Genomic DNA, 22,710 nt, shown 5'->3' with positions numbered 1-22,710 from the left:
GGCTTTCCCTTCTGGCTCAGGCCTTCGATGCCTTGTCGAGGAACAGCTGCGACATCGCGGTCGGCTGCACGCCGGTGACACCTTTCGCCGTCGCTGTCAGGTAGTCGTAGAAATAGCCGAAGATGACGGGCGTTTCCTCGAGCAGCAGCTTCTGGATCTTGCCTGCCGTCGCCTTCTGCGCCTCGAGGTCGAGCGCCGCGATATAGCTGGTCGCGAGTGTGTCGTAGTCCTTGTTCTTGAAGTGCGCCGCGTTCCAGGTGCCGTCGCTTTTCAGCGGCGCGGCAAGGAACACGTTCGGCACACCGCGGTGACCATAGTCGGTGATGCCCATCACCGAATCCAGCCAGTTCGATTTGCCGAACACCGCGTCTCCGTAATAGGCGCCCTGGTCGAGGATGTTGAGCTCGAGCTCGATGCCGATCTCCTTGACCCAGTTCTGGATGAGCTGGGCGTATTCGGGGATTTCGAGGTAGCGCTCGGTGGTCAGCGTCACCTTGAAGCCCTTGCCGGCGCCGGCCGCTTCCATCAGCTGCTTGGCCTGCGCGATATCCTGCTTGCGCTGCGGCACGCTTGTATCGGTCGAGGGATACGCAGGCGCAAACGGGCTGTCGTTGCCCGGTGAAGCCCGGCCTTTCATCAGGCCGGCAACCAGCTTGTCGCGGTCGAGGCTGAGCGCGATGGCGCGGCGCACGCGCGGGTCCTTGAAGGGATCGGAATCGCAGCGCAAATGCAGTTGCTGGTGTGCGACCGACTTCAGGCTGATGATGTCGACATTCGGATCGTTGAGCAGCGCGACGCCCGCCAGCACCGGCATCTGGTTGATGATGTCGACCTGCCCGCCCTGCAGTGCCAGGATCTGTGGCTGCGTGTCGGCGAAGAAGGTGAACTCGGTGCGCTCGGGCAATGCCTTCGGCCCCCAATAGTCTTCGTTGCGGACGAAGGATGCGCCGACCTTTGCCGTGTACTTCTCGATCTTGAACGGCCCGGTGCCGTCGAAGCTTTTTTCGTAGTCGCCCTTGTAGCTCGCCGGGATGATGACGGCGTTGTAGTTGTCGGACGACACCATGTAGGGGAAGTTGCCATTCGGAGCGTCGAGATGGAACTCCACCGTGTAGTCGTCGACCTTCTTGGTGGCGCCCTTCTGCAGGATGCCGGTGAACACCGACAGCGCGTTGGACGAATTGGCGGGGTCGGCAAGGCGGTCGATGCTGGCCACGACATCGTCGGCCTTCATCTCGCCGCCGCTGTGGAATTTCACGCCCTTGCGCAGCTTGAAGGTCCACACCGTGCCGTTGTCGTTCGGCTTCCAGCTCTCGGCCAGCGCCGGCTGCAGCACGAGGTCGGGTCCATCGACGCAGAGGAATTCGGCAACCTGCTGCATGACCAGCAGGCCGCCTGCATCGGCGATGGTGACCGGATCGATCGTCGCCGCCGGCACGCTGCTGGCGACACGGATCGTGGCGCCGGGTGCGCCCGCGGCACGCGCCAGTGAGGGCATGCTGCCAAGGCCGGCAGCCATGCCGATACGGCCCAGCAGCGGCAGCGACAGGCCGAGCAGGCTGCCATGGCGGACGAAGTCGCGGCGGCTGACGCGACCGTCGACGAGGCCATCGATGAGGTGATTTTCGAGCGGCGAACGATTGCGCCGGATCAGGTCGAGGATGCTATAGTTCCTGCTCATGGGTTTTACCCTTTCCCCTATTTCTTATGGTTGACGAAATTTCGTGGATTGCTCCATTTTCCGGCCGCCAGAAGCCTGTCGACCGGGACTCTAGCATGCGGTTTTGTCCGGTCCATCCAGTCCTTGACGTGGATGCGCCGGTTTCTTGGCTGCACTGCTTCCATCCGTCTGTGTCCGACTTGCCCGACCAGGGTCGTGGCGGTTGGCTTCTTGTGTCTTGGCCGCCTGTCGTCATCTAGTTCAGCGGCAAGCGGCGATAGGTTCCGGGCTTTGCCGGGTCATGATACTTGTTGCACGGTCCTTTCTCGGTAAAGTCTCTGTGACAGGCGGCGAGGTTTTCCCGCGACAAGGTGATGCCGAGACCCGGGCCCTCCGGCACGCGCACGACGTTGTTCCTTGGCGAAAACGGCCCCTGCTCGGTGATATCCATCGGCAGCATGCGAAAGAGCGACTGGTTCGGCTCCCTGATCCAGCCGAGCGCCGCGCACAGATGCAAATAGGCGGCGCTGCCGATGCCGCTGTCGCCGCTGTAGCACCAGAAATCGATGCCGGCGTGTTCGCAGGCGCCGACGAAACGCAGCAGGCGGCCGATGCCGCCATGCGCCGTCGGGTTGCCGACGAAAGCGTCCGGCACTTTCATCTCCATGGCCCGCCCGATGTCGATGTTGTGGGTCGAGAACGGGATCGAGCAATGGCGCCGCAACTCGCGCATCTCCTCGATCGTCGCCACCGGGTCCTCCCAGTTGCGCACGCCGAGGTCTTCCAGCGGCCGCGCCAGCCGCCGCGCCGTCGCCAAGGAATAGGCCTGGTTGGAATCGATGCGGATCATCGCATCGTCGCCGAGCTTTTCGCGGATCAGCTCGACCATCCTGAGCGAAATCTTCGGATCCTGGGTCGAGAACTTGCCTTCGAAGAAGGTCGTTCCGTGCGTCTCGTGCAATTCGACGCAATAGTCGGCGACTTCTTCCGGCGTCGTCTCGCCCTTCACCTTTGGCCCGTCTCCGCGCAACGAAAAATAGTCGGTGAACGGGATGTCCTTGCGCACGGCGCCGCCAAGCAATTGGTAGAGCGGCTGGTTCCATGCCTTGCCGCGCAGATCCCACAACGCCATCTCGATGGCGCCGAAGGCCATGATGCGGCTGCGGTCGTTGATCGATTGCACACCGGTCCAGTAGGGCAGGCAGACATGCTCGGCGCCGGCGATGTCGAAGGCGTCACGGCCGGTCAGCCGTGGTGCCAGACCATCGTTGATAATTGCCGCGGCAGCCGGCGTCGGGGCCTCGCCGAGGCCGATCAAGCCGTCCTCCGTTTCGACCTCGACAATGGTTGGCGAAAACCCGTCGAGTTCGCCGAACACCCAGGCGTAAGGCGCCTCGAGGCGCAGGTTGATCGGCGTTGCCGTGATGCGGCGGATTTTCATGTCAGCGGCCGACCTCGAAGAACGGCGCGCCGAGCAGGCCGGGAACGACGTCGATGCCAAGGCCCGGTCCGTCAGGAATGCCCATGCGGCTGCCGCTGACCGGTGGCATGTTCGACGCGGTGCGCACCGTCACCCATTCGTGGAAGGCGATCGCGTGCAGCCGGCGCTCCTCCGGCGTCGACAGCGACAGATGCGCCATGGCAGCTGTGTCGATCTCGGCGCCGCCGGTGTCCTCGACGGTGATCATGAAGCCGAGGTCGACGGCGAGGTCGCGGATCTGGCGGGTCTTGCTGACGCCGCCGAGCCGCGAGATCTTCAGCGTCAGGCCGTCGGCCGCGCCCTTGCGGTGGATGTCGAGCATGTCGTCGAGCGAGGCGACGGACTCGTCGAGCACCATCGGCTTGTCGAGTGAGCGGCGCACCGACACGCATTCGTCGATGGTGATGCAGGGCTGCTCGAACGTGTAGTCGATGGCGCGCGTCGCATCAGCGAACTGGCGCGCCTGGTAGGGCGTCCAGCCGGCATTGGCGTCGCAGAAGATGACAGTGCCTTTCGGCACCGAAGCGGCGACCGCGGTGACGCGCTCGATGTCGTCATGGACATTGCCGCCGACCTTGACCTGCAGCCGGTGGAAGCCATCCTTGACGATCCGCTTCGCCAGCGCCGCCATGTCGTCGACGCTGCCGTGGGTGACGACCTTGTAGAGTTCAGCGGTCTCGCTCTCCTGGCCGCCGAGCAGCGTGACCAGCGGTACATCGGCGGCGCGTGCCGCGAGATCCCAGCACGCCATGTCGAGCGCCGACTTGATGTAGGGGTGCCCCTTGAACACCGTGTCCATCAACCGGCCGATGCTGGCCAGCCCGCGTGGATCGTGGCCGACGAGATGCGGCGCGATCTCCACCACACCTGCGCGGACGCCAGCCGCGAAGGCAGGCGAGTAGAAATTGCCGAGCGGCGCCATCTCGCCCCAGCCCGTCAAACCGCTATCGGAGGTAATGGAAACGATCACCGCGTCGAAGGCGTCGGCAACGCGCCCCTTCGACATGCGATAAGGCCCGTCCACGAAGGGCTGCACGACATGGTAGGCTTTTATGGTTTCGATCTGCACGTGTCTGTCCGTTGGCTACGATGTCTGGGAATTGGTCAGGCGCCTTTCGACGGGCGCTGTTCGAGGCCGCGCGCGTAAGAGAGAAGCTCTTCGAAATCGAGGTCGATGTGTTCGCGGGCATGGCGCTGGGCGGCGCGCATGTCGGTGCCCTTGAGCAGCGACACATAGGTCTCGTGAACGTCTTCGGCCGGTACCGCTTCCTTGCGTGCCTGCTGGTGCAGCGCGAAATACATCTGCAACCGGCTGGTCAATCGCGCCCAGGTTTCCAGCAGCACCGAATTGTCGGCCCATTCGTAGATCAGGCCATGCAGCTGCAGCGCCGTTTCGATCTGGCGGGTGGTATCGCGGTTGCGGGTCGCCTGCTTCACCGTCTCGTGGCGCCGGTCGAGCTCATCGAAAAACCGCTGGTCGCGCAGTGGCCATGTCCGCTCGATGGCGAACTCGTCCAGCACCTTGTTGAGCGAATAGGCATCGTCGATGTCCTTGGCGGTGACATCGATGACGAAGGTGCCGGCATAGGGAATGCTGGTCAGGATGCCTTCCTGGACCAGCTCGCGCATCGCCTCGCGCAGCGGCGCGCGGCTGACCCGCATCTGTTCGGAGATCCGGAGCTCGTTGAGCTTCTGGCCTGGTTCCAACTGGCCGGTCAGGATCGCGCGCCGCAGCAGCGCGACGATTTCGGCGCGGCGCGTGGTGTCCGCGATCGGACTGAAATCCGCTTTCCCCATTCGGCCACTCCCAAGGAAACCGAGAGCAAGACAAGCAGATTGTCGACAATCTAACAAGAGACTATTTTCGGATTTCGATGGCCTCGAAGCATGATGCGTCCTGACAATCGGTCCTCAGGCCGCGCGGCCGTAGAAGCCGATACGCTCCTCGTCGCTGAACATGACGCCGGGTTTCTCGTAATAGGAGAAAACCGCGATCATGCGCTCGCGATTGCCTTCGACGGTGGTGACGCGATGCGCGGTGTTCTTGCCGCGAAAGACGTTCAGCGTGCCCGGCTTCATGCGCAGGATCTTGGCCTCGGGGTCACGCCCTTCGAGCAATCTGGCGACGCCGTCATAGTTGGGATTGTCGTCCGAACGGAGGTCGGTGCGGTATTCGAGATCGCCGCCGCGTTCCGACGCCTGCAGCAGAAGGGTGGTGGTGAATTCCGAGCGGTCGAAATGCCAGTTGAGCGCCTCGCCGGCCCGATAGGCCATGACATTGGTGCGCGCCAGCGGATCTTGCATGACATGCAGCCGGCTCTTGCCCATTGTCGCCGCCAGGAAGCGCTGCAACGGTTCGTATTCGTAGATGGCGAGCACGACACTGCCGGGGATCTGGTCGGCACAGACGGTGTGGCTGATGGTCTCGACCTTGCGCAAGGCCGGGTGATCGGGAGCAAGCTCGGGAATATCAGGCTTGAAGTAGATGTTGTGCGTCCGCTTGTGCACATGCGACCGCGCATCCATGACCGGCTTGATTTCCCGCACCGCCTTTTCAGCCACGCCGGGCCGCAGAAACCCTTCGAGGTTGAACATGCCGCCGGCTTCGACCGCCGCGATGGATTGTTCGACGAGGTGCTGCCATTCGGCGCTGCCTTCGCGGTCGAGCGGATAGCGGTCGAGATCGAGAATGTCTTTCATGATCATAAGCTCCGAGGTTCCGCGCACATGAGATGGCAAAAAAATCTTTCTCTCAACGCGGAAAATTATTAGGATTGAGCAAGAAAAACTTATGGAGCCCGATGTGGAACGGCTGCCTCCGCTGAATGCCATCAAGGCCTTTGAAGTCGCCGCCCGCGCCGGCAGCTTCACCCTGGCCGCGACCGAGCTTGGCGTCTCCTCGGCGGCGGTCAGCCAGCAGATACGCAATCTCGAAACCTGGTTCGGCAAGCAGCTTTTCGTGCGCAGCGGCAACCGCATCGCACTGACAGACGCCGGCCACGCCATCTACCCACAGACCGCGCGTGCGCTGGGCGACATCGCCGCGATCGGCCGGCGCATGCAGGAAGGCGGTTTGAGGACACGTCTGGTCGTGAGCGTGCCGTTTTCGCTGGCCGAACTGTGGCTGGCGCCGAGGCTGGCCGTGCTTCTCGATACCTTTCCGCGGATGGCGATCGATGTTCGGGTCGAGGACGATCCGGTCGACCTCACGCGCCAGAACATCGACCTGCGCATCAGCTATGGCGACTATCACTATCCCGGACTGAAACTGGTGCGTCTCGTCCATGACGACGTGCTGCCGGTCTGCGCGCCGGAGTTCTGGCACAGATACGGCAATGGTGATCCAAACCTGGCGGATCTGCATGAGAGCCTGTTCATCCACACCAATTGGGGACCGAACTACGCCTCGCACCCGACCTGGGCCGATTGGTTCGCGGCATCCGGCGGCAGTCGCGCGCCCGATCCCTCGCATGGGCGCCGGGTCGGTCTGTCTAGCCTGGCGATCGCCTCGGCAAGATTGGGTCTGGGCATTGCCCTTGGCCAGCGGGTCATGGCGCGCGCCGATCTGGAGGCCGGTCGGTTGATCGCGTTGTCATCCGTCTCGGTTCGCCTTGGGCATCCCTATTGTGCGTTCATGCCGCCGGCCAAGGCTGACCGGGCCGATGTCGCGGGTCTGGTAGAGCTTCTCACGAAAACGGCGCCCGCGACCTGAGAAAAGGTCGAGGGCGCCGTGCGGAAACCGGGCCTGCGGGGGAGTCAGGTAGCCGGTTTCTGTGGCAGTGGCGAGATCGGCATTCCGGGTCCGATCTTCTGCAGATTGCCTGTTATCACCTGGTCGCCTTCGGAGACGCCGCTGAGGATGGCCACCAGATCGCCGCTCGTCGGGCCAAGCGAGACCAGCCGCTGGTCGACCGTGTTGCCCTTGCCGACGACGTAGAGATATTTGCCGAGCTGGCTTGAGCCGAGCGCCGTCTGCGGCACCATCAACGCATCGGGCTGCTGCTTGATATGCAGCCGCACGCGGACATATTGGCCGGGCATCAGTGTGAACTTCGCATTGCCGATGGTGGCGCGGGCGGTGATTGTGCCGGTCGAGTGGTCGACCGTGTTGTCGATGAACGTGAGTTCGCCCTTCTGGCTGGTCTCGGTCTCACCCGGGAGCAGGACCTCGACCTCGATCGGGCCGGCCGCGCGGGCCTGTTCGATCTCGGCCAGATCCGTCTCGCTCGGATTGAAGGTGACGTAGATCGGGTCGAGCTGCACCAGCGTGTTGAGCACGGTGCCGGCAACGCTGACCAGCGTTCCGACCGAGGCCTGGTTGCGGCCCAGGCGCCCGGTGAACGGAGCATGGATTTCGGCGTAGCTCAGATTGAGCTCCGCCGTGCGTACAGCCGCCTGGTTGAGAGCCAGCGACGCTTGCGCTTCGCGCAAGGTGCTGGTGCGCTGGTCGAAGCTGTCCTTGTCCAGATAACCGCTCTTGGCGAGTTCGGTGCCGCGGCCGAGATTGGAACGCGCATAATCGAGCGTCGCCGTATCGCGCTGCACCTGGGCCTTCGCCTGGTCGAGTGCGGCCTGGAAGTCGTCGGGCGAGATCTTGTAGAGAAGGTCGCCCTGCCGCACATCCGCGCCGTCTTGCGCCGTCTGCTCCTGCAGGTAGCCGGGGACGCGCGCTTGCAGCGTGATGCTGCGGATCGGCTCGATCCGGGCGGCATAGTCGAGATAGATCGGGATCGTCTTCTTGACGACGCTCGCCACCGGCACAGGCATGACAAACGCCGCCGGAGCGGGTGTCGCCGCTCCGGCCGTGCCGGTGCTCAGCCTGAGATTGCCCATGTCGAGCAGGTGGACGCTGGCCACCGAAATGGCACCCAGCGCGACAGCCGCTCCCAACGCGATTTTCCATTTACGCATGATTAGTCTCCAATCTTATTCGGCCGCTTCCGCAAGGGGAGGGAAGGCGGGTTCGGCTGTCGGTTCAGTTTGCTTGGAGGCGGGTTCGCCGCTTTCGCGGCGTTCCCGCAGTTGTTCGATGACCGCGTAAAAGACCGGCACGAACACCAGCGACAGGATGGTCGCCGCGACCATGCCGCCAAACACGGTGGTGCCGATCGACTGGCGGCTGGCGGCGCCGGCGCCGGTGGCAAACATCAACGGCAGCACGCCGAGGATGAAGGCGAAGGCCGTCATCAGGATCGGCCGCAGCCTGAGCCGCGCGGCTTCCATCGCCGCCTCGACGATGCTGAGGCCCTCCTCGCGTCGCCGTCTTGCGAACTCGACGATCAAAATCGCGTTCTTGGCCGCCAGGCCAATCAGCATGACGAAGCCGATCTGCGAATAGACGTCGATCTGCATGCTGCGTGCCCACAGCGCCGCGAAGGCACCGAACAGGGCCAGCGGCACCGCCAGCAGCACCATGAAGGGCATCGCCCAGCTCTCGTACTGCGCCGCCAGGATCAGGAAGACGAAGACGATGGCGAGGCCGAAGACGACGGACGCGATCGATCCTGCCTTGAGCTCCTGGAAGGTGATGCCGGTCCATTCGAAACCGAAATCCCTGGGCAGCGCGGTGGCGGCGGCCCGTTCCATCGCGGCGACCGCCTGGCCCGAGGAAAAGCCGGGTGCGGCACCGCCATTGATCGTGGCCGAGGCGTTGTTGTTGTAATGCGGCACGGTTTCCGGGCCGACGAAGGGCACCAGCTTGCCCAGCGTGCTGAGCGGCACCATGCCGCCGGAGGCATTGCGCACATAGAGCCGCGAAATGTCGGCGGCGCCCGCACGTGAATCCTTGTCGGCCTGGATGGTCACCCGGAAGGTGCGGCCGAACAGGTTGAAATCGTTCACGTAGAGCGAGCCGAGATAGATCTGCAGTGTGTTGAACACGTCCGGCAGGTTCAGGCCAAGCAGCTTGGCCTTGCTGCGGTCGAGATCGTAGTTGAACTGCGGCGTCGAGGTCGAGAACGGCGAAAACAGCTGCTGCGGATTGATTTCCGGCTGCTTGCGCGCCTCGGCGATCACGGCTTGCGTCGCGTCGTTGAGTGCCGAGCTGCCGCGACCGGTGAGATCCTCGACGACGAATTCGAAGCCGCCTGTCGTTCCGATACCAGGTATCGAGGGCGGATCGAAGCTCAGCGCGAAGGCTTCCGGAATCTGCATCAGCTTGCCGCGCACATCGGCGACGAGCTTCGATGCGCTCTGGTCGGGACCGCGTTCCTCCCAAGGCTTCAGGATGGCGAATTCGACCGCTGAGTTCGACTGCGCGGCGCTGGTCAGGAAGTTCAGGCCGCTGATCGAGCCGACGATGTCGACGCCGGGCGTCGACTGCAGGATGTCACGCGCCTTCTGCGCCACCGCGTCGGTGCGCTCCAGCGACGCGCCGTCGGGCAACTGGATGACGACGAAGAAATAGCCCTGGTCCTCGACCGGAAGGAAGGTCGACGGCAGGCGCTGCCAGACGAAGTAGGTGGCGACCAGGCCGGCCGCGAACAGGCCAAGCATGATCCAGCGCAGGCGGATGAGAATGCGCACGCCATGGGCATAGGCATGCGAGAGCTTGTCGAAGCCCGTATTGAACCAGCGGAACAGGACGGACTGCGTTGGCTGGCGATGCCGCAGGAAGGCGGCACTGAGCGCGGGGCTCAGTGTCAGCGAATTGAAGGCGGAGATGCCGACCGAGATCGCCACCGTCAGCGCGAACTGATTGTAGAGCCGGCCGGAGACGCCGGGAATGAAGGCGACCGGCACGAACACCGCCATCAGCACGGCGGTGGTGGCGATGATCGGACCGGTGACTTCGGCCATCGCTGCCTTTGTCGCCGCGAGCGGCTTGAGCCCGGCCTCCAGCTGTCGTTCGACATTCTCGACCACCACGATGGCATCGTCGACGACGAGGCCGATCGCCAGCACCATGCCGAGCAGGCTGAGCATGTTGAGCGAGAAGCCAAGCATCTCCATGACGACGAGTGTCGCCACCAGCGACACCGGAATGGCGATTGTCGGGATGATCGTCGTGCGCCAGCTCTGCAGGAAGATGAACACCACGGCGACGACGAGGACCAAGGCTTCGCCAAGCGTGATCAGCACGTCATGCATCGACGCCGAGACGAAGCGCGTGGTGTCATAGTGCATCGCATAGGAGACACCCTTCGGGAACCGGCTGGACAGCTCTTGCATCTTGTCCTTGACGCGCTGCTGCAGATCGAGCGCGTTGGAGCCGGGCATCTGATAGACGGCGAGCACGACGGTCGGGTCCTTGCCGAAGAAGGCCGACGACGAATATTGCAGCGCGCCGAGCTCGATGCGGGCGACGTCGCGTAGCCGCACCAGGGAGCCGCTGGCGGTGTTGGCGCGCACCACGATGTCGCCGAATTCCTTGGGATCGCTCAAGCGGCCGACGGCATTGACCTGCATCTCGAAGGCCGTGCCGGCCGGAGCCGGAGACTGGCCGATCTTGCCGGCCGCCACCTGGACGTTCTGCTCTGCGATGGCGTTCTGGACGTCGACCGCGGTAATGCCGAGATTGGCGAGCTTGTCGGGGTCGAGCCAGACGCGCATCGAATAGCGCCGTTCGCCGAAGATCTGCACGTCGCCGACGCCGGGCAGACGCTTCAGCGGATCGACGACCTGAAGGTAGGCAAGGTTGCTCAGCGCCACCGGATCGATCGAACCGTCGGGCGAGGTGAGATTGACGATCAGGACGAAGTTCGGGTTCTGCTTCTTGATCGTCACGCCGCCCTGGTTGACGATCGCCGGCAGCGACGATGCCGCTTGCGAGACGCGGTTCTGGACGTCGACGGCGGCGGTGCTCAGGGAATAGCCGACATCAAAGGTGATGGTGATTGTCGAGGAGCCGTCATTGGAGCTCGACGACGACATGTAGGTCATGCCCTGCACGCCGTTGATCTGCTGCTCCAGCGGCGTCGTCACCGTGTCGGCCACCACTTGCGCGCTGGCGCCCGGATAATGGGCGCTGACCACGACCTGGGGTGGCGTGATATCCGGAAACTGCGAGACGGGCAGCAGGAAATAACAAATCGTCCCGGCGAGCACCATGATGATGGCGATCGCCGAGGCGAAGATCGGACGGTGGATGAAGAAGTTTACCACGACACACATGCCTCGCCGGCTGCTCTTGCCCGCCCGAAGGCGCTGGCAACCCTGGACAACTGTCCGTGCCCGTCACGGGAGGCTTCCCGCGAATGCAGCAACGGCACTTCGGGACGCTGTTCATCGGCAAGCGAGCGAAGCATTTTCTCGAAAGCGCGGGGGTCGACCCCATCTGCTTTCATGACCAGCCGGATCATCGGATCCCGGACGGCCTCATCTATGGTAAGATCGCGGCGCTGTGGCATTGGCCGGCTCCTTGTCTGTCGATTCGCAGCCCATGCTCGCGAACCGTTTTTCATCTCTTCACCGGCCGAGGCCGCATGATCTGCAATTTTTCGCCCATCTCTATCTGGCAGGACCAGTTCACGGTCTTGTTATTGACGAAAGGCGACATAGGTGTTACCAGTAAGTAACATTCATGACGTTACAGACCGGTAACACCCTAGTCAAGAGGTGGCCGAGGGTTTTTTGGAAACGAAAGGAGATCATGATGGCAGACGGCGTCGTGGAGCGCTCTCGTCCCCGGGATCGGATTCTGGAGACAGCGCGTGACATGTTCCACAAGCATGGCATCAAGGGCGTCGGCGTCGACGCCATCACCGAAGCTGCCGGCACGAACAAGATGACGCTCTACCGTCACTTCGAATCCAAGGACGAATTGATCGTCGAGTGTCTGCGCGCCAACGCGGCCAAGGCCGGCGCCATGTGGGACGCGTTCGAGACCGAATTTCCTGGTGACAAGCTTGCCCAACTGCATGCCTGGGTTCGCAAGGCGGCTGCCATGCTCAAGGCTGACGGCCGCGGCTGCGACATGGCCAATGCCGCCGCTGAGCTGACCGAGCCGGACCATCCGGCCAGGCTGGTGATCAAGGAGCTCAAGGAAGCCCAGCGCGAGCGCCTGGTGACGCTATGTCGGGATGCCGGCATTGGTCAGGCCGAACTGCTCGCCGATACGCTGTCGCTGCTGTTCGAAGGCGCGCGTGTCAGTGTGCAGACCGTGGGCACCGAAGGGCCGAGCACGCAGTTCGTGCGCATGGCCGAAGGGCTGATCGTTTCCTTCCGGGGCACTGCCGCCGGCTGAAGTCTCGCGGATCGCTGACGCCCCATTCGATTTCATGACCGGGAATTGGACGGCGCCTCACGCCATTGGCGTGGAAGGCGCTGCAATCATTTCTGGCCGAAACGAAAAAAGCCCGCTGCCGGGAGGAGGTGGCAGCGGGCTCGATTTCGAATGTGGCGCGGGAGGAGGTGCACCCCATTCAGCGTCGGCATCGCATCTGGGAGGAGTAGATGGCCGACAACCAGAAGCTATGACGTGCCCAACGATTCGGCAATCGTGGATCGTGCATAGCAGCTGTGCAGATTCGCCGTATCGCGCGCGAAAGTTGTGGGCTGTGGCCAGAACAGCACAGGCTGCCTTCGCGGCGCGCCATCACTGCGCCGGCACGTTCTCCCTGAAGATCAATCGCGGCTCGATGAACTTCCTTGTCAGATAGGGCGCGGAGGATGCAATCGAGCCGAGCAGGCGAATGACGGATTGTTCGGCGATCAGCCTGGCATTCTGGTCGATGACGACATCGAGCAGGTCGTCGACGAGATAGCCTCGCGTTTCCCTTGTCAGGTCGTGGCAGATGAACACCGGCTTGCGGTTCGGCTTGGCTTCGCGGAGCGCTCTTGCCACGCCCGAGCGTCCGGCTCCGACGCAATAGATGCCGAGCAATTCCGGCTCGTTGTGCAGCGCCTTCATGGTCTCGGTATAGCTCACTTCCGGCTCGTCGTTGATCTCGACGGCGCTGCTGATCATCAGGTTGGGAAACTCCTCGTTGAGCACCGAGCGGAAACCCATTTCGCGTTCTTCGTGGCCGCGATAGGAGCGCGAGCCGACGACCATCGCCAGACGACCGGTACGGCCGCCAAGGAACCGTCCCATCAACAGTGCCGCCGTTCGTCCGGCCACCCGGTTGTCGATGCCGACATAGGCCGATCGCGGTGCCGCCGGAATATCGGACACCAGCGTCACCAGGCGGATGCCGGCATCGACGATGTCGCGCAGGATGTTGCGGGTCCGCGGGTGGTCGATGGCGATGACACCGACGCCGTTGGCCCTGAGCGAGAGGTTTTCAATGGCGCTCTGCAAGGCGTTCGGCGAGATCCCGGCAAGGTTGTGGATCCGGCAAGAAGCGACCAGCGGCAGGCGCGCGGCGTAGTCCTCGATATGTCCGGCGAGATCGCTCATGAAAGCGTTGGTGCCGATCGGCAGCAGGAATTCGAGATGGGCGGGTCGCGAGGGAAGCGTCACCTGATCGGCCACCGGTAGATAACCGAGCTGCTTGGCTGCCTCCATCACGCGCTGCCGGTTGGCCGCGCTGGCGCCCGCCCGGTTGTTGAGCACCCTGTCGACCGTTGCGGTCGACAGCCCACAGCTCCTGGCAATATCCGAGACGGTGGCTTTCATCCCGCAACCCTATGCGCCGATGCGATACCGCGCCAGACGAGCGATGCGACTTGAGGTGACGGCTGATTGCCGCCCATCAACCGGACGCATTTCAGCTGGTTTGACAAGGCGGCTTCCGCCCGTGCTCAGTGCGATGGCTTGCCGTCGGCGATGGCATCGCGAATTTCCTTGTCCGACATGCCTGTGATGATCCGTTCGACTTCCGCCACGCTGGTCTTTTTCGGGTCGATGTCGTCGGCCACCACCTTGCCCCTGCGCATGACGACGATGCGGTCGACCACCTGGAACACATGGTGGATGTTGTGGGCGATGAAGATGCAGGAATGCCCTGAATCGCGGGCACTGCGCACGAAGCTCAGCACACCTTGCGTCTCGGCAACGCCGAGATTGTTGGTCGGCTCGTCGAGGATGATGAGGTCGCTGTCGAAGTGCATGGCGCGCGCGATGGCCACAGCCTGGCGCTCGCCGCCGGACAGCGAGCCGATCGGCGTCGTCGGCGGGATATTCTTCGAGATGCCGACCTGCTTGAGCAGGTCGCGGGCGACATTGTTCATGGCGTCCTGGTCCATGCGGTTGAGGAAACGCGGCGGCTTGATCGGTTCACGTCCGAGGAACAGATTGCGGGCGATCGACAGTTGCGTGACCAGCGCCGAGTCCTGGTAGATCGTCTCGATGCCGTGGGCGATGGCATCGCTGGTGCTGCGGAGGTTGACCTTTTTGCCGCGGATGAAGATATCGCCGCTGGTCAGCGGCACCGCTCCCGAAAGCACCTTGATCAGCGTCGACTTGCCGGCGCCGTTGTCGCCGAGCAGTCCGACGATCTCCCTTTCATTGACGTGGAAGCTGGCATCCTCCAGGGCCTGCACGCGGCCATAGGACTTGCGGATGTTCTGCATGCGGATCAGTGGCTCGGCCATGGTTCAAGTCCCTGCCTGATGCCGGCGTTCCAGCCATGAATGGAGCGCCATCATGCCAAGGATGATCGCGCCGATGAAGATGTTGTAGGCGAGGCCTGGCACGCCGATCAGCACGATGCCGTTGCGCATCACGCGCAGGATCAGGATGCCGAGCACGGTGCCTATGATCGTGCCGCGCCCGCCGGTCAGCGCCGTGCCGCCGATCACCACCATGGCGATGACCTCGAGCTCATAGCCGGTGCCGCTGTTGGGATTGGCCGCCGAGGTGCGCAGCGAGCTGATCACGCCGGCGAGCGATGCCATGACCGACGACAGGATGAACAGGCCGATCTTGACACCGCTGACATTGACGCCGCGGGCGCGCGCCGCGTTGGGATTGCCGCCGGCTGCCTGGATCCAGTTGCCGGTGCGGCTTTGCGTCAGGACATAGCCGAGCGCGATGGCCGCGGCGATGAACCAGAACAGCGACATGTAAATGCGGAACGGCCCGATGAAGAAGTCGCCGACCAGCGCCTCCGCCAGCCAGCTGCCTTCCGCGCTCCATGTGCGTTGCGGGAAACCGTCGGTGACGAAAAGGGCGGTGCCGCGCACCACCAGCAGCATGCCGAGCGTGACCAGGAAGGACGGGATCTTGAGCTGCGTCACGAACCAGCCATTGACCAGGCCGATCAAGGCTGCGACCAGCAGCGCGACGATGAAGCCGACTTCAAGCGAGGTGAGACCGCTGTTGAACAGCGTCCACATCAGCACCGGCGAAAAGCCGAACAGCGAACCGACGGAAAGGTCGAATTCGCCTGACGTCATCAGCAGCGTCATCGCCAGCGCGATCAGGCCGAGCTCGACCGTGAAGGCCAGCGTGTTGGAGATGTTCTGGGGCGACAGGAAGTCGTGGTTGAAGCCCCAGAAAACAGCGATCTCGATGACGAGCAGCACGAAAGGCCCGAATTCAGGCCGCGCGATCAGGCGTTGGATGAGCGAACGATTTTCCACGAGGTACCCGCGACTTGGTTGGAACGAGCCGGGACCTCCACCGCATCAAGCGGGACATGTCGCGGCGCAAGAAAATCCCCGGCGCTGCGAAAAGGTGCGGCGCCAGGGATCGCGGGTTTATTTACCGGACAGGATCTTGTCGTAGACCGCGGCGGTGTCCTTTTCATAGAGCGCGCCGGTGATGACGTTGAAGCCCGGAGGGATGCCGCTGGCGGCCATGTTGGCGAGCGACAACGCCACATAGCTGGTTGCTTGCGGGTCCTGCCACTGGCCGGCATTGACATAGCCGTTCAGCACTTCCTGGGTGGTGTCGAGCGAGTTGCCCCAGCCGACGACCGGGATTTCGCCTGGCTTGATGCCGACCTGGTCGAAGACCCGCTTGATCGAGCCGGTGACGAGGTCGCCGAGGCCGATGATCGCTTTGACCTTGGCCTTGTTGGCGGTGAGGTAATCGACCATGCGGTTGATCACTTCGGCCTGATCGAGCGTCGCCTCGGTGATCTCATAGGTGATGCCCAGCGGCCCGAAGACGCTCTTGATGCCTTCCTCTTCCTGGACGCCATAGGTGGCGCCGGGGATTTCGACCGGCATCCAGACGAAGTCGCCCTTCTTCACCAGCCCCTTGTCGACCAGATACTGCGCCCAGTGCTTGCCGAAGGTGACGTTGTCGCCGCCGACATAGGCGTTGAAATTGGCCTTGGGATCGGGCGTGTTGAAATTGATGATCGGGATGTTGGCCGCGCGGGCTTCCTTGACGATCTCGACGAGGCTGCCCGGATCGGGGCTGGTGGTGACGATGCCATCGGCCTTGGCGGAGAGGGCGGCGCGAACCGCCTCCTGCTGCGAGGCGACGTCGCCATTGTGGAACGAGGTGTTGACGGTGTTGCCGGTGTCTTTCGCCCATTGCTTGGCGCCGGCGAGGAAGTAGGTCCACACCGGATCGGCCGGACCGCCATGCGAAATCCAGTAGAACGTCTTGGCCTGTGCCGCTGCTGGTACCACCATCAGCGCCACCAACAGGCCGTATAAAACGAGTCTTAGCCGTGTCAGCATTTGATTTCCTCCCGTTTGAAGATGATCAGTCCGGATCCACTTCTTGTTCCGGCAAGAACCGGATCGCGTCTCTCTCGCCGGCGCCAAGTTGAATGCGTCAGAGCATTCCCTTTTTCGACGGATGGCAAGCCTCCATCTGCAAGTCGTAGTTGGCGTCCGACGAGGCGCCATCAACGGTCCCATCAGATTGCATCAGTTGAGGTGATTTTTTCCGACGCTCGGATGATTGGCGTCGGGGCTCAGCCGAACGGGTTGTCCTGGCCGCCTTCGACGCGCCGGTTGGTGGCTGCCCTTCTGGGCGAGGACCCTAAATGAGCTCCGCCTTCGCCAGCTCGCGCATCAGATGGCTGGCGCCGTAGGTCCAGTGCGGGCAGTCGGGTGACAACCGTACGCGGTTGACCAGCGCGCCGAATTTCTCCGACGAGATGGTGACGATGTCGCCGACCTTGTGGGTGAAGCCCTTGCCCTTCTCGCCGCGATCCTTGGACGGCACGAACATGGTGCCGAGATAGAGCGCCAGCCCATCCGGATACTGATGATGCGGGCCCATGGCGGCGGCAACCAGTTCTTCCGGCGAGCGGCTGATCTCGGCCATCGAGCTCGCGCCCTCCAGTGAGAACCCGTCCTCGCCCTCGACCTTCAGGCGCACGACGGCCCGTTTCACGTCATCGATCGAGAATGTGTCGTCGAACAGGCGGATGAAAGGGCCAAGTGCCGCCGAGGCATTGTTGTCCTTGGCCTTGCCGAGCAGCAGCGCCGAGCGCCCTTCGACGTCGCGCAGATTGACGTCGTTGCCGATGGTGGCGCCGACGATCCTGCCGCTGCTGGCGGCGATCATGGCGATCTCCGGCTCCGGATTGTTCCAGGTCGACACCGGGTGCAGGCCGACATCGGCGCCGAAGCCGACCGAGGCCATCGGCTGGCATTTGGTGAAGATCTCGGCATCGGGGCCGATGCCGACTTCCAGATATTGCGACCAGGCGCCGCGGGCGATGAGCTTGGCTTTGATCTCCATCGCTTCGGGCGAGCCGGGCTTGAGCTTCGACAGGTCGTGGCCGATCAACCCGGCGATGTCGGCGCGGATGGCGTCGGCCTTTTCCGCCGAACCGCGCGCCTGTTCCTCGATCACCCGTTCCAGCAGGCTGACGACGAAGGTGACGCCCGACGCCTTGACCGCCTGCAGGTCGACCGGGGACAGGAGATACGGCTTTGCCGGATCGCATGTGGCCTGGAAGCTGTTGGAGGCGATGGCGTCGAGTGACCCGATTGGCTTGCCCTCGGCCGATCGGACGTGACCGGCGGGATCAGGCATCTCACAGACATCACGCACGGTCGGAGCCGCACGCGATGTGATGTCGAACACGGTGCCATCGCGGACCGTGACCACCAGCGGATGCGAGGCATCGCTGCTCCTGGCGCGGCCGAGAAAAAGGCCTTCAGCGGGCAGGTGCGTCGGGTTCGTCATGGCGTTCGGTCCTCTGGATGATCAACAATGCGAGCTGGCCGGATCGGCGCGGCACTTTCACCGGATTCCGGTCAAAGGTCTATCCCGTCACTGCCGATCGGATTCCAGTTCTGCGATGATCTGTTGGAGACAGTCCACAAACGAAAATCGAGGCGCTCTTTCAAAATTGTGAAATATTGGCTAGGATTTTCACCGAAACGCAGCGTAATCCAGGTGACCCTTTGTCCGCACCATTCTCCGATCCGATCTGGCGCAAGCCGCAGGCAGCCTCCAAGTTCCAGTCGCTTTTTCCGAGCGGCGATCGTGTCGATGTCGTGGTTGTCGGTGGTGGTATCATGGGTCTGTCGACCGCGCTGCATGCTGCTCGCCTTGGCATGTCGGTCCAGGTGCTGGAGGCCGGTGAAATCGGCCAGGGCGCGTCGGGGCTCAATGGCGGTCAGGTCATTCCCGGCCTCAAATATGATCCGGAATGGCTGCTGGAGCATTTTGGCGAGGAGCGCGGCGAGGCGCTTGTCAATTTTGCCGCCTCGACTGCCGATGCGGTGTTCGAACTGATCCGCGACGAACAGCTGTCGGTACCGTTCGTTCAAAAGGGCTGGATCCAGGCGGCTCATACCGAGGTTGCACTGAAAGCAGCGGCAAACCGTGACCGGCAATGGCGGGCGCGGGGTGCCGACGTCCAGCTTCTGAGCGCGACGGAGATCGCTTCGATGACTGGCGCGCGCGGCTATCTCGGCGGCTGGCACGATCGCCGCGCCGGTGTGATCGATCCGCTTGCCTATACGTCGGAACTCGCCCGGGTCGCAGCGGCGGCTGGTGTGAGGATAGCCGAGCGCCAGAGGGTCGTACGGCTCACCAATGCCGCCGATATCTGGCGCATTTCAACCGAAAATGGCGCGGAATTGCAGGCCAAGGCCGTCGTCCTCGCGACCAACGCCTACACGGACGGCCTGATCCCCGGCCTCGCCGAGACGATCGTGCCGTTGCATTCCTTCCAGATTGCGACCGCGCCGTTGCCGCCTGACCTGGCAGCCACAATCCTGCCTGAAGGGCAGGCGGTGTCGGATTCCAGGCGCATCCTTGTCTATTACCGCAAGAGCGCAGATGGGCGGCTGGTGCTCGGCGGGCGTGGCCGCATGGCCTTGCCGTCGAGTGCCGGTGACTGGGCACATCTCGAGCGCGCACTGCTGCGGCTCTATCCGGCACTGTCTGGCCTCGCCATCGAAAGGCGCTGGTTCGGCCGGGTGGCGATGACGCCGGACCATCTTCCGCATATCCACGAGCCCGAGCGGGGCCTCGTCGCCGTGGTCGGTTGCCAGGGCCGCGGCGTCGGCCTGATGACGGCGCTTGGCGAGCGCCTCGCGGGCTATCTCCAAAGTGGTGATGCCAGGCAATTGCCATTTCCGCTTTCACCGATCCGGCCGATCCCGTTTCATGCTTTCCGGCAGGTCGGCGTCGCCGCAACGATCGCCTGGTATCGCTTGCTCGACGCGCTGGAGCGTTGACCGCGGCATCAACGGGATTCCGCTTGACAGTTTCATGAATATGAAAAATTCTTAGCTAATTTCAAAATTTCGATGGGCAGGTCGATGTCGACCCTAGTTGCAACACGAGCGCCAGAGGCCCGGTCTTCATCGGGCTTCCGGATCGCCATGTTGCTGCCGGGCGCGCTGGTCACCTTCCTGCTGATCTTGTTTTCCCTTGGCCTTGTGCTTTTCCTCGCCTTCCGCGGCAATGACGGTTCGCTGCTCGGCGCCGGTTTCACCGTGGCGAACTTCGCCACCGTGGTGTCCGATCCGCTGTACTGGACGGTGACGCTGCGCTCGCTGGTCATTGCCGCTCTGGTCACGCTGGCCACGGTCGTCACCGCCTATCCGGTCGCCTACTATCTCGCCTTTCACGCCGGACGGCGCCGCGGCCTGCTGCTGTTCCTGGTGACGCTGCCGTTCTGGACCAGCTATCTCCTGCGCGTCTTCGCCTGGAAGATCGTTCTGGCCTACAATGGCGTGCTGAATTCGGCGCTGATCGAAAGCGGCATCTGGTCCGAGCCGACATTGGCCTTTCTCAACACGCCGGCCGCCGTCGTCGTCACGCTTGCCCACGCCTATGCACCGTTCGCCATCCTGCCGATCTATGTGGCGCTGGACACAATCCCGAAATCGCTGATCGAGGCCGCTTCCGATCTTGGCGCCAGACCCTTCACATCGTTCCGCCGGGTCGTGCTACCCAATTCTATGCCGGGCGTGCTGGCGGCGGCCCTCGTCGTCTTCGTGCCGACGGTCGGCGACTATGTCACGCCAGCGCTCGTCGGCGGCCCGGCCAGTACGATGATCGGTACGCTGATCCAGGCTGAGTTCGGCAAGGCCAATGACTGGCCATTTGGCGCCGCGCTCTCCGTCGCCGTCATGCTGGTCATCCTCTGCGTGGTGCTGGTCGCGCGCTTCACCGACCGCAGATTTGGCAGCCGCACATGAGCGGCGCGCGCACGGAAGGAGGCGGCCGCTGGCTTGGCGTCTACGTCGTCGCCTACCTGGTCTTTCTCTATCTGCCGGTGTTGCTGATCCCGCTGTTTTCCTTCAACAATTCGATCCAGCCAGCGTTTCCGCTGCAAGGCTTTACCTTGCAATGGTACGCGACGCTGTTCGGCAATTCAGCATTGTCCGGCGCGCTCTTGAACAGCCTGGTCATCGGTGCCATAGCCGCCACCGGCGCAACGATCTGCGGCATCACCGTATCCTACATGGACCTCTATGGCCGCTCGCCGCTGGCCGCCACCATCAGTGCCATTGCGCGGCTGCCGATCCTGATCCCGGGCGTCATCGTCGGCATATCGCTGCTGATCCTCGTCAATCTCATTGATCTCGGACCATCGCGCATTGCCATCGTTCTCGGCCACATTCTGGTGGCGCTGCCAACGACGGTGGTGATCATGCGCAGCCGCTTCGCGGCCATCCCGAAAACCATTCGCGAGGCGGCACTCGATCTCGGCGCCTCCGACTGGACGACCTTCCGGCGCGTGATGCTGCCGCTCAGCCTCCCGGCCATCGTTTCGGCGTTCATGCTGGCCTTCCTGATCTCGTTCGACGAATTCATCGTCGTCTTCTTCCTCGCCGGCACCGAGCCGACGCTGCCGCTCTACATCTGGAGCCAGCTGCGTTTCCCCAAATCGTTGCCGACGGTCATGGCGCTGGGCACGTCGATCCTGGCGGTGTCCTTCGTCATTGCGGCAATCGCCGAAATCCTGCGCCATCGCGGCCTGTCCGCGCCGGCGCCACGACCCGCGGATCCATCACAACCAAAACAAACCGAGAGAGGAGAACTGCAATGGCATTCGACCTGATAAAGACGGCCCGGGCTGGTCTGGCCGCCCTGGCGTTGGCGCTGTCGTCGACCGTCGCTTTCGCCGGCGACAAGCTGCAATATTTCACCTGGTCGGGCTACGAACTGCCCGACTTCAACAAGAGCTTCCTCGCCGCGCACCCCGATGGCGTCGAGGCCTCGATCTTCGGTGACGACGATGACGCCTTCACCAAGGTCAAGGCCGGCTTCCGCCCTGACATCGCCCATCCCTGCTACGACAAGGTGGCGCGCTGGAACAAGGAAGGCCTGCTGCAGCCGATCGACACCAAGCGTATCAAGAACTGGGATTCGATCTTCCCGGTCTTCAAGAACCTGCCCGACCTGCAGGCCGGCGACGGCAAGGTCTGGATGGTGCCGTGGGACTGGGGCAACACGTCGATCCTTTACCGCACCGATCTGGTGAAGAACCCGGAAGCGAGCTGGAACCTGCTGTGGGACAAGCAGTACGCCGGTCGCATGGCGACGATCGACGCGGTGCATGACACGCCGATCGTTGCGGCGCTGCTGGCCGGCGTCAATCCGTTCGACATGACGCCGGCTGAGATGGACAAGGTGGCGGCAAAGCTGCGCGAGCAGCGCCCGCTGCTCTCCAACTACACCACCGACATGACTTCGGTCGAGCAGGCGCTGGCAAGCGGCCAACTGGTCGCCGCCATGACCTGGAACGCGTCCGCCACCTCGTTGAAGAAGCAGGGCGTGCCGGTCGAGTTCATGAAGCCGAAGGAAGGCATGCTGACCTGGGCTTGCGGCTTCGTCATGCTGAAGGACGCCAAGAATGTCGATCTCGCCTACGACTTCATCAACAGCCGGCTGGACGCCGACTCGGGCAAATACCTGATCGAGTCCTATGGCTATGGCAGCTCGCTGAGCTCTGCCTTTGCCACCGTGCCGAAGGAGGATCTGGAGAAATTGCAGCTGCCGTCCGATCCGGAAGTGATGCTGAAGACCACCATCTTCACCGGGCCGATGAAACAGAATGACGAACTTGCCAAGATGTTCGAGAAGGTCAAGGCAGGCGGCTGAGCTGTGGCCGTATTGGACGACCAATTGGCGAAGTTTGCGCTGCCCCTCACCTGCCTGCCGGCATCCTCTCCCCGTATAGTGACGGGGAGAGGGGCGCTGTCCTCGCCGGTTTCGCCAATCACCAGCGGAAGGGTGCCGGCGTTGCGGCTATCTCCCTTCTCCCCGTCACTATACGGGGAGAAGGTGCCGGCAGGCGGATGAGGG

19 protein-coding genes are annotated in these 22,710 nt (G+C 63.2%); 7 read left to right on the top strand and 12 right to left on the bottom strand.

The window, feature by feature from the left end:
• Positions 1 to 16: 16 nt before the first annotated feature.
• The 5 genes from NR193_RS05470 to NR193_RS05450 form a co-directional block, all read right to left on the bottom strand.
• Positions 17 to 1,681, bottom strand: coding sequence for an ABC transporter substrate-binding protein (locus NR193_RS05470; protein WP_256749858.1), 1,665 nt, complete (start codon positions 1,679 to 1,681; stop codon positions 17 to 19).
• Between the two features lie 235 nt (positions 1,682 to 1,916).
• Positions 1,917 to 3,101: a mandelate racemase/muconate lactonizing enzyme family protein gene (locus tag NR193_RS05465; protein ID WP_256749857.1), complete on the bottom strand. Its 1,185-nt coding sequence runs from the start codon at positions 3,099 to 3,101 to the stop codon at positions 1,917 to 1,919.
• Position 3,102: 1 nt separating this feature from the next.
• Positions 3,103 to 4,209: a mandelate racemase/muconate lactonizing enzyme family protein gene (locus tag NR193_RS05460; RefSeq protein WP_256749856.1), complete on the bottom strand. Its 1,107-nt coding sequence runs from the start codon at positions 4,207 to 4,209 to the stop codon at positions 3,103 to 3,105.
• A gap of 35 nt (positions 4,210 to 4,244) precedes the next feature.
• A complete protein-coding gene (locus tag NR193_RS05455; RefSeq protein ID WP_256749855.1) occupies positions 4,245 to 4,937 on the bottom strand; it encodes a GntR family transcriptional regulator in 693 nt (230 codons plus the stop codon).
• A gap of 114 nt (positions 4,938 to 5,051) precedes the next feature.
• Positions 5,052 to 5,840: a 2OG-Fe(II) oxygenase gene (locus tag NR193_RS05450; protein WP_256749854.1), complete on the bottom strand. Its 789-nt coding sequence runs from the start codon at positions 5,838 to 5,840 to the stop codon at positions 5,052 to 5,054.
• A gap of 103 nt (positions 5,841 to 5,943) precedes the next feature.
• Between NR193_RS05450 and NR193_RS05445 the strand changes: the two genes are divergently transcribed.
• Positions 5,944 to 6,852 (top strand): LysR substrate-binding domain-containing protein, encoded by a 909-nt coding sequence (locus NR193_RS05445; protein WP_256749853.1) that lies wholly within the window; start codon positions 5,944 to 5,946, stop codon positions 6,850 to 6,852.
• 44 nt (positions 6,853 to 6,896) lie between these two features.
• Here NR193_RS05445 and NR193_RS05440 read toward each other — a convergent pair whose 3' ends face one another.
• Together NR193_RS05440 and NR193_RS05435 are read right to left on the bottom strand one after the other, a co-directional pair.
• Positions 6,897 to 8,051: an efflux RND transporter periplasmic adaptor subunit gene (locus tag NR193_RS05440; protein WP_256749852.1), complete on the bottom strand. Its 1,155-nt coding sequence runs from the start codon at positions 8,049 to 8,051 to the stop codon at positions 6,897 to 6,899.
• Between the two features lie 15 nt (positions 8,052 to 8,066).
• Positions 8,067 to 11,252 (bottom strand): efflux RND transporter permease subunit, encoded by a 3,186-nt coding sequence (locus tag NR193_RS05435; protein ID WP_256749851.1) that lies wholly within the window; start codon positions 11,250 to 11,252, stop codon positions 8,067 to 8,069.
• Positions 11,253 to 11,335: 83 nt separating this feature from the next.
• Between NR193_RS05435 and NR193_RS05430 the strand changes: the two genes are divergently transcribed.
• Positions 11,336 to 11,656, top strand: a complete 321-nt coding sequence (locus NR193_RS05430) for a hypothetical protein (RefSeq protein ID WP_256749850.1) — start codon at positions 11,336 to 11,338, stop codon at positions 11,654 to 11,656.
• A gap of 77 nt (positions 11,657 to 11,733) precedes the next feature.
• The gene (locus NR193_RS05425; RefSeq protein ID WP_256749849.1) at positions 11,734 to 12,324 is read left to right on the top strand and encodes a TetR/AcrR family transcriptional regulator; all 591 of its coding nucleotides are present in this window, start codon (positions 11,734 to 11,736) and stop codon (positions 12,322 to 12,324) included.
• Positions 12,325 to 12,675: 351 nt separating this feature from the next.
• On the opposite strand, the gene NR193_RS05420 is transcribed toward NR193_RS05425, so the two are convergent.
• From NR193_RS05420 to NR193_RS05400, 5 genes are all read right to left on the bottom strand, one after another.
• On the bottom strand, positions 12,676 to 13,698 hold the full coding sequence (locus NR193_RS05420) for a LacI family DNA-binding transcriptional regulator (RefSeq protein WP_256749848.1): 1,023 nt from the start codon (positions 13,696 to 13,698) through the stop codon (positions 12,676 to 12,678).
• Between the two features lie 125 nt (positions 13,699 to 13,823).
• Positions 13,824 to 14,615, bottom strand: coding sequence for an ATP-binding cassette domain-containing protein (locus NR193_RS05415; protein WP_256749847.1), 792 nt, complete (start codon positions 14,613 to 14,615; stop codon positions 13,824 to 13,826).
• Positions 14,616 to 14,618: 3 nt separating this feature from the next.
• Positions 14,619 to 15,605: an ABC transporter permease gene (locus NR193_RS05410; protein WP_256749846.1), complete on the bottom strand. Its 987-nt coding sequence runs from the start codon at positions 15,603 to 15,605 to the stop codon at positions 14,619 to 14,621.
• A gap of 117 nt (positions 15,606 to 15,722) precedes the next feature.
• Entirely contained in the window at positions 15,723 to 16,658 is a 936-nt protein-coding gene (locus NR193_RS05405) for a substrate-binding domain-containing protein (protein ID WP_256749845.1), read from the bottom strand.
• A gap of 307 nt (positions 16,659 to 16,965) precedes the next feature.
• A complete protein-coding gene (locus tag NR193_RS05400) occupies positions 16,966 to 18,123 on the bottom strand; it encodes a fumarylacetoacetate hydrolase family protein (RefSeq protein WP_256749844.1) in 1,158 nt (385 codons plus the stop codon).
• A 221-nt stretch (positions 18,124 to 18,344) separates the two neighbouring features.
• Between NR193_RS05400 and NR193_RS05395 the strand changes: the two genes are divergently transcribed.
• The 4 genes from NR193_RS05395 to NR193_RS05380 all read left to right on the top strand — a co-directional run bounded on the left by NR193_RS05395 (position 18,345) and on the right by NR193_RS05380 (position 22,506).
• Entirely contained in the window at positions 18,345 to 19,628 is a 1,284-nt protein-coding gene (locus NR193_RS05395; RefSeq protein ID WP_256749843.1) for an FAD-binding oxidoreductase, read from the top strand.
• Between the two features lie 84 nt (positions 19,629 to 19,712).
• Positions 19,713 to 20,597 (top strand): ABC transporter permease, encoded by an 885-nt coding sequence (locus tag NR193_RS05390; RefSeq protein WP_256749842.1) that lies wholly within the window; start codon positions 19,713 to 19,715, stop codon positions 20,595 to 20,597.
• Complete coding sequence (locus NR193_RS05385) at positions 20,594 to 21,463, top strand: ABC transporter permease (protein ID WP_256749841.1); 870 nt, start codon at positions 20,594 to 20,596, stop codon at positions 21,461 to 21,463. The genes NR193_RS05390 and NR193_RS05385 overlap by 4 nt, the downstream gene beginning before the upstream one ends.
• Complete coding sequence (locus NR193_RS05380; protein ID WP_256749840.1) at positions 21,448 to 22,506, top strand: ABC transporter substrate-binding protein; 1,059 nt, start codon at positions 21,448 to 21,450, stop codon at positions 22,504 to 22,506. Before NR193_RS05385 ends, NR193_RS05380 begins: the two co-directional genes overlap by 16 nt.
• Positions 22,507 to 22,710 lie beyond the last annotated feature (204 nt).

Source organism: Mesorhizobium sp. Mes31, from assembly GCF_024519675.1.
In the GTDB taxonomy this organism is placed as follows: domain Bacteria; phylum Pseudomonadota; class Alphaproteobacteria; order Rhizobiales; family Rhizobiaceae; genus Mesorhizobium.
This window is presented reverse-complemented; position numbering and strand designations above follow the sequence as displayed.